Genomic DNA, 13221 nt, shown 5'->3' on the forward strand with positions numbered 1-13221 from the left:
TCATTCAATCCTGGAGAAAGTCGTGAATTCTGGTCATATGCAGCCGCCCGGCGACGACACGCCGGCGGGCTGCCCGTTCTCGGGCGCACGCCCCGCGCAAGCCGCACACGAAGCGCCGCACGTGCCGGGCGAAACCTCGGGCCAAGCCGGCTGGCACAACGCGCAGCTCGATTTCTCGAAGTCGATGAGCTACGGCGACTACCTGTCGCTGAATGCGATCCTCGATGCGCAGCATCCGCTGTCGCCCGATCACAACGAGATGCTGTTCATCATCCAGCATCAGACGAGCGAGCTGTGGATGAAGCTCGCGCTGTTCGAGCTGCGCGGCGCGCTCGATGCAGTGCGCACCGACGCGTTGCCGCCCGCATTCAAGATGCTCGCGCGCGTGTCGCGCATCCTCGAGCAGCTCGTGCAGGCGTGGAGCGTGCTGTCGACGATGACGCCGTCCGAGTATTCGGCGATGCGGCCGTATCTCGGGCAGTCGTCGGGCTTCCAGTCATATCAGTATCGCCAGCTCGAATTCCTGCTCGGCAACAAGAACGAACAGATGCTGCAGCCGCATGCGCACCGGCCCGACATCCTCGAACAGGTGCGCGCGACGCTCGAGGCGCCGTCGTTCTACGACGAGGTCGTGCGCCTGCTCGCGCGGCGCGGTTTCCCGATCGCGCCAGAGCGGCTCGAGCGCGACTGGACGCAGCCGACGCGGCACGACGAAACGGTCGAGGCCGCGTGGCTCGAGGTGTACCGTCACCCGCAGCAGCACTGGGAGCTGTACGAGATGGCCGAGGAACTGGTCGATCTCGAGGACGCGTTCCGCCAGTGGCGCTTCCGTCACGTGACGACCGTCGAGCGCATCATCGGCTTCAAGCAGGGCACGGGCGGCACCAGCGGCGCGCCGTATCTGCGCAAGATGCTCGACGTCGTGCTGTTCCCCGAGCTCTGGCACGTGCGCACCACGCTGTAACGCACGTGATGCGCCCGCACGTCACGACGATGTGCGGGCCAGCTCCTCTCCTTCGCGCGGCATCGACTGCGCGCGCGACAGCCGCGGAATATGCCGCCGCACCGCGAGCAGCGCGACGCACACCACGCCCATCGCGGCGGCCAGCATCGTCAGGTACGCGCTTGCGCCGCCCGTCGTGATCACGATCGCGCCCGCGAACGCGCTGAGGATCGCGCCGAGCCGGCCGAACGCGAGCGCGCTCGCGGTGCCCGTTGCGCGCACCGCCGTCGGGTAGATGTACGCGCAGAGCGCATACATCGTCGACTGCACCGCGTTGACGAACAGCCCGTGCAGGCCGAGCCCGACGATCAGCCAGCCTGTGTGACGGCTCGCATCGACGCCCATCAGCCACACCGCGCTCGCCGCGCCGCCGATGCTGCACAGCGCGAGCGGCCAGCGCGACCCGGCATGCGCGATCGCCCACGCACACAGCAGCGCGCCGATCACGCCGCCGAGGTTGTACGCGGTGAGCCCCGCGCCCGCGACCGACACGCTCAGCCCGCTCGCCGCGAGCATCGTCGGCAGCCAGCTGAACGCCGCATACACGGCGAGCAGACACATGAAGAACGCGCACCACAGCGCGATCGTGTCGCGCGCCTGGCCGCTCGCGAACAGCGCGCCGAAGCCACTGCGTCCACCGGGCACGCGTGCGTCCTTCATATCGGTAAACACGGTGCCCGGCGCGACCGGCCGCTGCATCCGCGCGAGCAGCGCGCCGAGCTCCGGCCAGCGCGCGGGGCGCCGTGCGAGATAACGCGGCGATTCGGGCAGCGCGCGCACGAGCACGAAGCCGAGCACGAGCGGCAGCGCGCCGCCCGCGAAGAACAGCCCGCGCCAGCCGTAGCGCGGCAACACCTCGTGCGCGAACAGGCCGGCCAGCATGCCGCCGAGCGGCACGCAGACGATCGTCGCCGTCACCATCATCGTGCGGCGCCGCGCAGGCGTGTATTCGGCCGTCATCGTCGTGGCCGTCGGCAGCGCACCGCCGATGCCGAGCCCTGCAAAGAAACGCAGTATCGCGATCGCGGTGACATCGGGCGCGAAGCCGATCGCGCAGGTCGCGATGCCGAACAGGAACACGCTGCCGATCACGGCCTGGCGGCGGCCGAAACGATCCGCGACGATGCCCGCGCACGCGCTGCCGATGCCCATCCCGATCAGCCCGGCCGCCACGGCCGGCGCGAACGCGCCGCGCGTGATGCCCCATTCGCGGATCAGCACGGGAATCGCAAAGCCGATCAACTGGCCGTCGAAACCGTCGAGCACGATCGCGAGCGCGGCGAGCAGCACGACGCAACGCTGCATCGTCGTGAACGGCCCGTCGTCGAGGGTGGTGCCGATGTCGACCGACGGCGGCTGTCCTCCGTCCAGTGCGTGCGGCGCGCTCATGCGGGGCTCCCGGCGCCGCGCAGCGGCAACATGCACGCGCTGCGTGCGGCGGAACGGCGGCAGTCGATAACTTTCATGGTGTCTCCTGTCCGATGCGAACGGACCCAGATCCGGCGCCGTGGTACATGCCCGGCGCGCTCGTATCGTTATGCGGCGCAAGCCGGCCGCCGGCCTGATGCTCAGTTCACCCGTGCGTCGATCAGCCGGACGAGCGCGAGCAGCGTCTCGGCGTGCGGCACCGCGACACCCGCTTCGCGCGCGGACGCGACGACCTTGCCGCTGATCGCGTCGATTTCCGTGCGGCGGCCCGCGAGCACGTCCTGCAGCATCGACGGGCGATGGCCGCGATGTTCGTGGATCGCATGCTCGACGTTGCGTGCGATGCGTTCGCCGTCGACCGCGATGCCCTTCGCGCGCGCGACGGCGGCCGTCTCGGCCGCGATCGCGAGCGCGAGCCGCGGCCCGTCGTGATGGTTGCCGAGCTGGTCGACCGTGCAGCCGGTCACCGCGCACAGCGTGTTGAGGGCCGCGTTGAACGCCACCTTCTCCCAGATCGCAGCCCACACGTCGGCATCGAGCGTGCACGCGAGCCCCGCACGCGACAGCGCGTCAGCCACCGCCGTCGCGAACGGGCGGGCCGCGCCGTCGGCCGTCATCATGCGGATCGTGCCCGCGCCGTGCGAGCGAACGTGCGCGGGCCCCGCGGCATCGGCCGGCCACGTCGTCACGCCGACCAGGATCCGCTCGAGCGGCACGAACGCATTCAGCGTCTCGACGTTGCCGAGCCCGTTCTGCAGCGTCAGCACGCAGGTGCGCGGCGTCAGCAACGCGCGCACGCCGTCGAGCGCGCTGCGCGTATGCAGCGATTTCGTGAAAACGATCAGCAGGTCGAACGGTGTGTCGGCCGACGCGGCCGCGGCCGCATTCGCGGCGTCCGGCCGCACGGCCTGCAAATCGCGGATGCGCCGTTCGCCGCGATCGTCGTCGATGCGCAGCCCGTCGCGGCGGATCGCATCGAGATGCGCATCGTTCACGTCGATCAATGTGACGGCCTCGCCGCTTTCGGCCAGCAGCCCGCCGAACAGCGAGCCCATCGCGCCCGCGCCCAGAATCGCGATCCTCATCGTCATGGCCTCGTCAGAACGGATAGTGGCGTGGCGCCGTCTGCACGGTGATCCAGCGCAGGTCCGTGAACGCCGCGATGCCGGCCTTGCCGCCGAAGTGGCCGAAGCCGCTGTCCTTCACGCCGCCGAACGGCATCTGCGCCTCGTCGTGCACGGTCGGGCCGTTCACGTGGCAGATGCCCGATTCGATCCGTGCCGCGACGCGCATCGCACGCGCGACATTGCGGCTGAACACGGCCGACGACAGCCCGAACGCGTTGTCGTTCGCGCAGCGGATCGCCGCCGCCTCGCCGTCGACGCGCACGATGCCCTTCACCGGGCCGAACGACTCTTCCGCGTAGAGGCGCATCGCCGGCGTCACGTGGTCGAGCAGCGTCGCCGGGAACAGCGTGCTGTCGGCCTTGCCGCCGCACCGCAGTGTCGCGCCGTGCGCGAGCGCGTCGTCGATCAGTGCGTTGCAGCGCTCGACAGCCTTCATGTCGATCAACGAGCCGAGCACGACGGGCCCGTTGCGAGGATCGCCGAGCGGCAGCGCTGCGGCCTTGGCGGCGAGCTTCGCGACGAACGTATCGGCGATCGACGCGTCGACGATGATCCGCTCGGTCGACATGCAGATCTGCCCGGAATTCGCGAACGCGCCGAATGCGGCCGCCGCGACCGCCTCGTCGATATCCGCATCGTCGAGCACGACGAACGGCGCCTTGCCGCCGAGCTCCAGCACCGACGGCTTCAGGTGGCGCGCGCATGCTTCGGCGACGATCCGCCCGACGCGCGTCGAGCCCGTGAAATTCACGCGGCGCACGGCTGGATGCGCAATCAACGCATCGACGATGGCGCCCGCGTCCTCAGGCGCGTTCGTCACGAAATTGACGACGCCCGGCGGCAATCCTGCCTCCTGCAGCGCCTCGACGATCAGCCCGTGCGTGACGGGGCACAGCTCCGAACCCTTCAGCACGACCGTGTTGCCGCACGCGAGCGGCAGCGCGAGCGCGCGCGTCGCGAGGATCACCGGCGCGTTCCACGGTGCGATGCCGAGCACGACGCCGGCCGGCTGCCGCACGCCCATCGCGAGCGAGCCGGGCACGTCGGACGGAATCAGCTCGCCGCCGATCTGCGTGGTCAGCGACGCGGCCTCGACGAGCCCGCTCGCGGCAAGGTGCACGTTGAAGCCGGCCCACAGCGCGGACGCACCCGTCTCCGCCGCCATCGCGGCGACGAACTGCTCGTGCTTCGCTTCGAGCGCGGCGGCCGCCTTCAGCAGCAGCGCGCGGCGCGCACCGGGCCCAAGCGCGACCCATTCGGGAAACGCGCGGGCCGCCGCGTCGGCCGCCGCGCGCGCATCGTCGACGGTGCACGCGGGCGCTACGGACGCGATTTCGCCGTCGAGCGGGTTGCGGCGCACGAAGGTTGCGCCGCTGGACGAATGGCGGCGTTCGCCGCCGATCAGCATCGATACGGTTTGCATGGATTCTCCGCAAAGGACGCGCGCCGCGCGTCAGGCAATCTCGACTTCGACGACGACCGGCGTCGTGGCCTGCAGCGCGTCGGTCAGCGTGTCGCGCAGGCGCGCCGCGTCGGCGACGCGCACGCCGCGGCAGCCCATCCCTTCGGCGAGCGCGACGAAATTCAGGTCGGGCAGATCGGTGCCCTGCACCGGGTCGCCGGGGCCGAAGCCGAACACCGGCGCAAAATCCTGCAGCGCCGCGTAGCGCCGGTTGTTCAGGATCACGAACGTGATCGGCAGCTTCAGTTGCGCGGCGCTCCACAACGCCTGGATCGAATACAGGCTCGAACCGTCGCCGATCAGCCCGATCACGCGCCGGCCCGGCTGCGCGAGCGCGACGCCGACGGCAGCCGGCATCCCGTAACCGAGCCCGCCGCTGTCCATCGTGTAGAACGTGCCGCTGCGCGTGAACGGCAGGTATTCCTGCATCACGGGTCGCGCGCTCGGCGCTTCCTCCACGACGATGTCGTGCGCGTCGCGCACGTCGGCGAGCGTCTGCAGCGCGAACGCGGCCGACATGCGCTCGCCGGCGGCCGGCGCGTCGACGCGCACGCGCGACGGCCGCGGCGCGGGCATCGGCCGCTCGGGCGGCGCCGGGCGCGCCAGCAGGTCCCGCGCCGCGAGCCGCAGGTTGCCGACGACCGCGTCGCCCGACGGCGTCCACGCGGCGACGCCCGGATCGTCGACGAGCTGCACGAGCGCCGCACCCGGCGGCACGTGCGGGCCGAAGCCTTCGATGTGATAGGTGAACGCGGGCGCGCCGAACGCGAAAACGAGGTCGTGCCCGTCGAGCCGCGCGACGATCTTCTCGCGGATCGCCGGCAGGAAGCCGCCGAACAGCGGATGGTCCTCGGGGAAGCTGCAGCGCCCCGACATCGGCGCGACGTACACGCGCGCCCGGTGCCGCTCGGCGAGCCGCACGACGTCGTCCCACGCGCCCGCACGATCGACGGCCGCACCGACCACGAGCGCGGGACGACGCGCAGCGTCGAGCGCATCGCCGAGCCGCGCGAGCGCGTCGGGATCGGGCCGCACGACGCTGCTGACGTCGCGCCGCGGCAGCAGCTCGGCCGGCTGGTCCCAGTCGTCGACCGGGATCGACACGAACACCGGGCCGCGCGGCTCCTGCATCGCGATGCGGTATGCGCGCGCGATCGCGGCCGGCACGTCCTGCGCGCGCGCCGGCTCGATGCTCCATTTCACGTACGGCTTCGGCAGCTCGGCGGCCTGCGTCGCGCCCAGGAACGGATCGAACGGCAGGATCGCGCGCGCCTGCTGGCCCGCGGTGACGATCAGCGGCGTGCGGTTCTTGAACGCGGTGAAAAGATTGCCCATCGCGTTGCCGACACCCGCCGCGGAATGCAGGTTGACAACCGCTGCATTGCCGGTGGCCTGCGCATGGCCGTCGGCCATCCCGACCACGACGGCCTCGTGCAGGCCGAGCACGTAGCGGAAATCGGCCGGGAAATCGCGGAACATCGGCAGTTCGGTCGAACCGGGATTGCCGAACACGCGGTCGATGCCGAACTGGCGAAGCAGGTCGATGACCGCATCGCGAACGGTGACGGGTGCGGCGGATGGGGGCGGATGGCCGGACATGCTCGGGTGACTCCTCGATGGCTTGGCGGTTTCCACAGTATCGAAGTGCAAGCCATTCTCGGATACTGTATTTTTTGCGATAAGCCATTACATTCCGGCATGACTTTCGATCTCCGACAATTGCGCGCCTTCACGACGATCGTCGCGTGCGGCAGCCTCGGCCGCGCGGCCGACGCGCTGCATGTGACGCAACCGGCGCTGAGCCGGATCCTGAAGCGGCTCGAGGACCAGGTCGGCGCGCCGCTGTTCGAGCGCCATTCGAAGGGCGTGCAGCTCACCGCGTTCGGCGACGCGCTGCTGCCGCACGCGACGCTGCTGCAGCACGAGGCCGAGCACGCGCGCGAGGAGCTCGATGCGATGCGCGGGTTCGCGAAGGGCACGATCAAGGTCGGCGCGGTGGGCAGCATCGCGAGCCTCGTGCTGCCGGTCGCGGTCGGCCGCGTGCTCGACCGCTGGCCGAACCTGCGCGTCGAGATCATCGAAGGCGTGTGGGACCGGCTCGCCGAAGGGCTGAACAAGCACGAGATCGATCTCGCGCTGTCCGCGCATGGGCCCGACACCGACGAGATCGTCGCGATTCCCGAGTGCCGCTGGGAAGATCGCAGCCATATTGTTGCGGCGCCGCACCATCCGCTGCGCGCGCTCGGCCGCGCGCCGACGCTCGCCGATACGCTGGATGCGCGCTGGGCGATTCCGCCGCGCGGCACCGCGCCGTTCGACCACATGCGCGCGACCTTCGACGCGCACGGGCTCGCGCTGCCCGACATCGCGGTCGAGACGCGCTCGGTCACGACGCTGAAGAGCCTTGTCGCTCACGCGGGTTTCCTGAGCTGGATGGCCGAGCCGATGTATGGCGCCGAGCAGCGCGCCGGCACGATCGACACGCTGCCCGTGCGCGAGGTCGTCGCGGTGCGCACGCTCACCGCGTTCCGGCGCCGCCACGGGATCCTGCCGGGGCCGGCCGGCAAGCTGCTCGACGAACTCGTCGCGCTCACCCGCGAAGGCCGCTGACGGCGTTTCCCGGCCGGCCGCCCGCTCCCGCCTCTTCCCGCCCGCCCTGCCCGCGCGCCGCCGCAGCGCACCATCGAAATGCCGTTTCCCCGCCTTGACTTTCGCCCGCCCGAATACGATCATTCGCTCACATGACGAGCAAATGATCTAGTCAACAGGAAAGACTGGCACGAACAGGAGACACCGGATGAGCGAATCGTCCTCCGCCCGCGCGCCCGTGCTGCTGCACATCGGCGCGGGCTCGTTTCACCGCGCGCACCAGGCGTGGTATCTGCATCGCGTGAACGCGGCCGTGCCGGCCGACGAACGCTGGTCGCTGACCGTCGGCAACATCCGCGACGACATGCGCGCGACGATGGACGCGCTGGCCGCGCAGCACAGCGAATACACGCTCGAAACCGTCACGCCGCAAGGCGAGCGCGCGTACGAGACGATCCGCGCGATCACGCGCGTGCTGCCGTGGTCGATCGACCTCGCCGCGCTGATCGACGCCGGCGCCGATCCGGCCTGCCGGATCGTGTCGTTCACCGTCACCGAAGGCGGCTACTACCTCGACGAACACAACCGGCTCGACATCGCGAACGCCGATCTCGCGGCCGACCTGCAGGGCGCGCGCACGACGCTGTACGGCGCGCTCGCGGCGCTGCTCGCCGAACGCATGACGCGCGGCGCGGGCCCGCTGACGCTGCAGAGCTGCGACAACCTGCGCAACAACGGCGCGCGCTTTCGCGCGGGGATGCGCGAATTCCTCGAGCGGCGCGGGCAGGCCGACCTGCTCGCATGGTTCGACGCGAACGTCGCCACGCCGAGCGCGATGGTCGACCGCATCACGCCGCGCCCGACCGCCGACGTGCGCGAGCGCGTGCTGGCGGCCACCGGCATCGACGACGCGTGCCCGGTGATGGGCGAATCGTTCATCCAGTGGGTGATCGAGGACCGCTTCGCGGCCGGCCGGCCGCGCTGGGAGCTGGCCGGCGCGGAACTCGTCGACGACGTGCACCCGTACGAGGAAGCGAAGATCCGCATCCTCAACGCGACGCACAGCTGCATCGCGTGGGCCGGCACGCTCGCGGGCCACACGTATATCCACGAAGGCACGCACGACGCGGCGATCCGCCGCTTCGCGCACGACTACGTGACGCAGGACGTGATCCCCTGCCTCACCCCGAGCCCGCTCGATCTCGCGCGCTACCGCGACGTCGTGCTCGAACGCTTCGGCAATCCATACGTGCTCGACACGAACCAGCGCGTCGCGGCCGACGGCTTCTCGAAGATCCCCGGCTTCATCGCGCCGACGCTCGTCGAATCGTTCGCGCGCGGCGCGGCGCCGGTCGCCACCGCCGTGCTGCCCGCGCTGTTCCTGCGCTTTCTCGAACGCTGGGCGCGCGGCACGCTGCCGTACGCGTACCAGGACGGCGTGATGGACGAAAGCGCCGCGCGGGCGATCGTCGACGCCGACGACCCGGTCGTCGCGCTGTGCGCGAGCCGCCCGCTGTGGGGCTCGCTCGCCGGCAACGCGGCGCTGTACGAGGCGCTGCGCGCCGGGCTCGCGCGGGTCGACGCGTGGCTCGCGCCGCGCTGACGCGCGGCAGCCGGCGCCCGGCCGCACGGGCCGGGCGAACCTGCTTGGCACATGCCGGGCAGCACGGCTAAAGTAGCGGCTCCTCTCTGACGGAACGGATCGCTCATGTATCTCGGCATCGACCTCGGCACCTCGGAAGTGAAGGTGCTGCTGCTCGCCCCGGACGGCGCGGTCGTCGGCACCGCCGGCTCGCCGTTCACCGTGTCGCGGCCGCATCCGCGCTGGGCCGAACAGCATCCGGACGACTGGTGGCAAGGCACGCTCGCCGCGCTCGCGGCGCTGCGCGAACGGCATCCGCAAGCGTTCGCGCAAGTGCGCGGCATCGGCCTGTCGGGCCAGATGCACGGCGCCGTGCTGCTCGGCCGCGACGACCGCGTGCTGCGCCCCGCGATCCTGTGGAACGACATGCGCAGCGCCGACGAATGCGCGCTGCTCACCGAACGCGCACCCGATCTCCACGCACTCGCCGGCAATCTCGCGATGCCGGGCTTCACCGCGCCGAAACTGCTGTGGGTCGCGAAACACGAACCCGACGTATTCGCGGCCACCGCGTGCGTGCTGATGCCGAAGGACTATCTGCGGTTCCGGCTGACCGGCGCGAAGGTATCGGACCCATCGGACGCGGCCGGCACGCTGTGGCTCGACGTCGCGCGCCGCGACTGGTCCAACACGCTGCTCGCCGCGTGCGGAATGACGCGCGACCAGATGCCCCGCATCGTCGAGGGCAATGCACCGTCGGGCACGCTGCGCGCCGACATCGCACGCGAACTCGGGCTGTCGGAGGCCGTCGTGGTGGCGGGCGGCGGCGGCGACAACGCGACCAGCGCGCTCGGCATCGGCGCGATCCACGCGGGCGACGGCTTCGTGTCGCTCGGCACGTCGGGGGTGCTGAGCGTGGTCGGCGACCGCTTCATGCCGAATCCCGCGTCGGCCGTGCATGCGTTCTGCCATGCGATTCCCGATCGATGGCAATTGATGAGCGTCGTGCTGTCGGCCGCGAGCTGCCTGCGCTGGGTCTGCAAGCTGACGGGCACCGACGAGCCCGCGCTGCTCGCCGAAGTCGCGGCGCTCGACGCCGACGCGCTCGCGACAGCGCCGCTGTTCCTTCCCTACCTGTCCGGCGAGCGCACGCCGCACAACGATCCGTATGCGCAGGGCGTGTTCTTCGGGATGACGCACGCGACCGAGCGCGCGCATCTCGGCTACGCGGTGCTCGAAGGCGTGACGCTCGGCCTCGCCGACGGCTTCGACGCGCTGCATGCGGCCGGCATCGAAACCGACCAGCTGTCGCTGATCGGCGGCGGCGCGCGCAGTGCGTTCTGGGCGCAGCTGATCGCCGACGCGCTGAACGTGCGCACGCGCCAGATCGGCGGCGGCGAAACCGGTGCGGCGCTCGGCGCCGCGCGGCTCGGCTGGCTGGCCGTCGGCGGCGATCCGCATACGGTGCTGACCAAGCCGCCCGTGCGTGCCGAATACGCCCCGGACGCCGCGCGCCATGCGCAACTGTGCGAACGCCTCGACGCATTCCGCACGCTGTACCGTCACGTGCGGCCGCTGTACGAACCGTCGCGCACGCGGCTCGCGTAAGCGCCGCGGTCGCGCGCACCGGCCGCCGGCCGCGCGCGCGACATGCGGTACAGTGAATGCCGTCATGCGGCCCGCCGGCCGGCCCGCGGGCGGCCCCCCAGCTCCGAACCGAATCGCTATCGTGTCCAAGTCCTCAGAAAAACTCGATCTCGCCACGCGTGCCGCGTGGCTCTACTACGTCGCGGGCGACACGCAGAACGAAATCGCCGAAAAGCTGCAGGTGTCGCGCCCCGTCGCGCAGCGCCTCGTCGCGTTCGCGGTCGAGAAGAACCTGATCCGCGTGCGCGTCGACCACCAGCTCGCCGACTGTCTCGATCTCGGCGCGCAGCTGTCGAAGCGCTACGGCCTCGCGATGTGCGAGGTCGTGCCCGTCGATGCGGATGCACCCGACGCGATCGACCGCAAGCTCGCGGTCGCCGGCGCGCAGGTGATGGAGCGCTACCTGGGCGAGACGCGGCCGATGGTGATCGCCGTCAGCAGCGGCCGGACGCTGAAGGCCGCGGTCGCGCAGATCGCGCAGATCGAGCGCCCGCAGCACCGGCTCGTGTCGATGGTCGGCGCGATCGCGGCCGACGGATCGTCGAACCGCTACGACGTCGCGCAGTACATCTCCGAGAAAACCGGCAGCAAGCACTTCCTGCTGCCCGCGCCGCTGTTCGCCGACAGCGCGACCGAGCGCGCGCAGTGGTGCAACCACCGGCTGTACCGGATCGTCGAGGCGCTGTCGGGCAAGGCCGACGTCGCGTTCGTCGGGATCGGCAACATCGGCCCGCACTGCCCGCTCTACGAAGACGGCTTCATCACCGAACAGGAGCGCGACGAGATGACCGCGCTCGGCGCGGTGGCCGAACTGCTCGGCATGCCGATCGACGCGCAGGGCAAGCTGATCGACGTGTCGACCAGCGCGCGCGTGACCAGCGTGTCGCTCGCCACGCCGCCGAAGCGCCCGACCATCGCGTTCGCGGGCGGCCCGAAAAAACGCGACGCGGTGATCGCCGCATTGCGCGGCCGCTGGATGTCGGGGCTCGTCACCGACGAAACCTGCGCGCGCGCCGCGCTCGACGCGAAGGCGGACTGACCCGCAGCCGGGCGCTCAGGCCGCGCGCGGCGCCGGAAACGCATGCCAGCGCGCGCGCCACGCGCCGACCCACGCGGCCGCCAGCAGCGCGACGAGCACCCACGGAATCGCACCGGCGCCGGTGGCGCCGAGCAGCATCCCGCCCGCGATGCCGCCCCCGGCGATCGCGAGGTTCCACACCGTCACGAGCATCGACTGCGCGACGTCGGCCGCGTCCCCCGCCGCGTTCGCGGTGGCCGTCTGGAACAGCGTCGGCGCGCCGCCGAACGCGAGCCCCCACAACGCGACGCCCGCATAGACGATCGTCATCCCCGATCCGACGCCGAGCATCACCGCCGCGAGCGCGAACAGCGCGATGCTGGCGAGCGTCAGACGCCGTTGCGCGGCGCCGATCCACGCGCCCGTCAGCGCGATGCCGACCAGCGACGCGATGCCGAACACGAACAGCACCACATCGACCTGCGCACCCATCCGCACGCCCGCGAGAAACGGCGCGACGTACGTGTACAGCATGTTGTGCGCGAGCACGTACGCGAACATCACGATCAGGACCGGCCGCACGCCCGGCAGCGTCATCACGCCGAGCACCGGTTCGCGCGCGCCGGCCTGCTGCCCCGGGTAATCGGGCAAGCGCAAGCGGATCCAGCCGATCAGCGCGAGCGCCGCGAGCGTGATCAACGCGAACGCGACGCGCCAGCCGAGCGCCGCGCCCAGCGCGGTGCCGGCAGGAATGCCGATCGACATCGCGACCGGCGCGCCGAGCATCGCGACCGCGATCGCGCGGCCGCGCAGCGACGCGTCGACCATCCGGCTCGCATAACCGGCCAGCAACGCCCACAGCAGCCCGGCCGACATGCCCGCGACGAAGCGTGCGACGAGCGTGAGCGCGTAGTACGGCGACGCGGCGGTCAGCGCATTCGACACGACGAAGCCGGCCAGCGCCATGAGCAGCAAGCGGCGCCGGCGCATCGCGCGCGTCGCGGCGACGAGCGGAATCGCCGCGACGATCGAGCCGAGTGCATACACGGTCACGAGCTGGCCGATCAGCGCGGCGGGCACGCGCAGGTCGACGCTCATCAGCGGCAGCAGGCCGGCCGGCAATGCCTCGGTAAGGATCGTGATGAAGGCGGCCGTCGCGAGCGCCAGCAGGTTCGCGACCGGCAGGCGCTCGTCGGCGGGCGCGCGATCGAGCGCGGCGTCCGATTCGGCGCGGGACGCGGTGACAGGCTGGGATGACATGGCGTGACCTCGAACAGTGAAGGAACGCCCATCGTAAGGAGCCGACGCGAGAAGAAAAACCGGGTTAGAGTTCCGGACAATCCGGACGTCGATGTCCGCAATCGG

At 71.0% G+C, this 13221-nt stretch carries 10 protein-coding genes; 5 read left to right on the forward strand and 5 right to left on the reverse strand.

What is annotated here, in order from left to right; translation table 11 throughout:
- The first annotated feature begins 37 nt into the window (after nucleotides 1–37).
- Nucleotides 38–964: a tryptophan 2,3-dioxygenase gene (gene kynA / locus H3H55_RS14040; protein WP_193099498.1), complete on the forward strand. Its 927-nt coding sequence runs from the start codon at nucleotides 38–40 to the stop codon at nucleotides 962–964.
- Between the two features lie 21 nt (nucleotides 965–985).
- Here the strand turns inward: kynA and H3H55_RS14045 are convergent, their stop codons facing one another.
- The 4 genes from H3H55_RS14045 to mdlC form a co-directional block, all read right to left on the reverse strand.
- The gene (locus H3H55_RS14045; protein ID WP_193098934.1) at nucleotides 986–2392 is read right to left on the reverse strand and encodes an MFS transporter; all 1407 of its coding nucleotides are present in this window, start codon (nucleotides 2390–2392) and stop codon (nucleotides 986–988) included.
- A gap of 179 nt (nucleotides 2393–2571) precedes the next feature.
- The gene (locus H3H55_RS14050; RefSeq protein ID WP_193098935.1) at nucleotides 2572–3516 is read right to left on the reverse strand and encodes a ketopantoate reductase family protein; all 945 of its coding nucleotides are present in this window, start codon (nucleotides 3514–3516) and stop codon (nucleotides 2572–2574) included.
- A 13-nt stretch (nucleotides 3517–3529) separates the two neighbouring features.
- Nucleotides 3530–4981, reverse strand: coding sequence for an aldehyde dehydrogenase (locus H3H55_RS14055; RefSeq protein ID WP_193098936.1), 1452 nt, complete (start codon nucleotides 4979–4981; stop codon nucleotides 3530–3532).
- A gap of 30 nt (nucleotides 4982–5011) precedes the next feature.
- Nucleotides 5012–6619 carry a benzoylformate decarboxylase gene (mdlC, locus tag H3H55_RS14060; RefSeq protein ID WP_193098937.1) on the reverse strand — a complete coding sequence of 536 codons (1608 nt, stop codon included), beginning with the start codon at nucleotides 6617–6619 and terminating at the stop codon, nucleotides 5012–5014.
- 99 nt (nucleotides 6620–6718) lie between these two features.
- Between mdlC and H3H55_RS14065 the strand changes: the two genes are divergently transcribed.
- The 4 genes from H3H55_RS14065 to H3H55_RS14080 all read left to right on the forward strand — a co-directional run bounded on the left by H3H55_RS14065 (nucleotide 6719) and on the right by H3H55_RS14080 (nucleotide 11877).
- Complete coding sequence (locus H3H55_RS14065) at nucleotides 6719–7630, forward strand: LysR family transcriptional regulator (RefSeq protein ID WP_048245209.1); 912 nt, start codon at nucleotides 6719–6721, stop codon at nucleotides 7628–7630.
- Nucleotides 7631–7817: 187 nt separating this feature from the next.
- Nucleotides 7818–9212, forward strand: coding sequence for a D-arabinitol 4-dehydrogenase (gene dalD, locus H3H55_RS14070; protein ID WP_193098938.1), 1395 nt, complete (start codon nucleotides 7818–7820; stop codon nucleotides 9210–9212).
- A gap of 105 nt (nucleotides 9213–9317) precedes the next feature.
- The gene (xylB, locus tag H3H55_RS14075) at nucleotides 9318–10799 is read left to right on the forward strand and encodes a xylulokinase (protein ID WP_193098939.1); all 1482 of its coding nucleotides are present in this window, start codon (nucleotides 9318–9320) and stop codon (nucleotides 10797–10799) included.
- Nucleotides 10800–10863: 64 nt separating this feature from the next.
- Complete coding sequence (locus H3H55_RS14080) at nucleotides 10864–11877, forward strand: sugar-binding transcriptional regulator (RefSeq protein WP_193098940.1); 1014 nt, start codon at nucleotides 10864–10866, stop codon at nucleotides 11875–11877.
- A gap of 15 nt (nucleotides 11878–11892) precedes the next feature.
- Here H3H55_RS14080 and H3H55_RS14085 read toward each other — a convergent pair whose 3' ends face one another.
- Entirely contained in the window at nucleotides 11893–13116 is a 1224-nt protein-coding gene (locus H3H55_RS14085) for an MFS transporter (protein ID WP_226800043.1), read from the reverse strand.
- Nucleotides 13117–13221: the final 105 nt, after the last annotated feature.

The organism is Burkholderia sp. Z1, assembly GCF_014893795.1.
Taxonomy (GTDB): Bacteria; Pseudomonadota; Gammaproteobacteria; order Burkholderiales; family Burkholderiaceae; genus Burkholderia; species Burkholderia theae.

Bases quoted from the DNA above. Each gene is read 5' to 3' on its own strand.
- kynA (WP_193099498.1), top strand. From the start codon at position 38: ATGCAGCCGCCCGGCGACGACACGCCGGCGGGCTGCCCGTTCTCGGGC.
- H3H55_RS14045 (WP_193098934.1), bottom strand. From the start codon at position 2,392: ATGAGCGCGCCGCACGCACTGGACGGAGGACAGCCGCCGTCGGTCGAC.
- H3H55_RS14050 (WP_193098935.1), bottom strand. From the start codon at position 3,516: ATGAGGATCGCGATTCTGGGCGCGGGCGCGATGGGCTCGCTGTTCGGC.
- H3H55_RS14055 (WP_193098936.1), bottom strand. From the start codon at position 4,981: ATGCAAACCGTATCGATGCTGATCGGCGGCGAACGCCGCCATTCGTCC.
- mdlC (WP_193098937.1), bottom strand. From the start codon at position 6,619: ATGTCCGGCCATCCGCCCCCATCCGCCGCACCCGTCACCGTTCGCGAT.
- H3H55_RS14065 (WP_048245209.1), top strand. From the start codon at position 6,719: ATGACTTTCGATCTCCGACAATTGCGCGCCTTCACGACGATCGTCGCG.
- dalD (WP_193098938.1), top strand. From the start codon at position 7,818: ATGAGCGAATCGTCCTCCGCCCGCGCGCCCGTGCTGCTGCACATCGGC.
- xylB (WP_193098939.1), top strand. From the start codon at position 9,318: ATGTATCTCGGCATCGACCTCGGCACCTCGGAAGTGAAGGTGCTGCTG.
- H3H55_RS14080 (WP_193098940.1), top strand. From the start codon at position 10,864: ATGCGGCCCGCCGGCCGGCCCGCGGGCGGCCCCCCAGCTCCGAACCGA.
- H3H55_RS14085 (WP_226800043.1), bottom strand. From the start codon at position 13,116: ATGTCATCCCAGCCTGTCACCGCGTCCCGCGCCGAATCGGACGCCGCG.